This is a genomic window from Bradyrhizobium uaiense (assembly GCF_010811875.1).
Taxonomy (GTDB): domain Bacteria; phylum Pseudomonadota; class Alphaproteobacteria; order Rhizobiales; family Xanthobacteraceae; genus Bradyrhizobium; species Bradyrhizobium uaiense.
This window is the reverse complement of sequence record NZ_VKHP01000794.1, coordinates 1-248: the sequence shown is the minus strand read 5'-3', so window position 1 is coordinate 248 and position 248 is coordinate 1. Positions and strand designations below refer to the sequence as shown.

Genomic DNA, 248 nt, shown 5'->3' with positions numbered 1-248 from the left:
TCCTTCGGCTCCTTGCCCTTCTCCACGAAGCTCCCGTCGATCCACTGAAAGCCCGTGCCGAAACCGACGGCCCTGAGCGCCTTCCTGTGCAGCAGCCATCCTCGGAGGATCGACCTCCGCCCTTCGCCGGCCGCCGCATGCCAGGACTCTGCACGACCTCGGACTCTTTTGGCAGGCCAACCGACCGGTATTGGGGAGAGCCGAGGTCAAGGCCTCCTTTCACGTCGATTTTCTTCCGCTTGACCTCG

The 248-nt window shown here is 63.7% G+C and carries 1 protein-coding gene; it reads right to left on the bottom strand.

Features of this window, described 5'->3' with window-relative positions; all coding sequences use genetic code 11:
• On the bottom strand, window positions 1-191 hold a 191-nt coding region (locus tag FNJ47_RS55155), incomplete at its 3' end, for a DUF6932 family protein (RefSeq protein ID WP_430649493.1).
• Window positions 192-248: the final 57 nt, after the last annotated feature.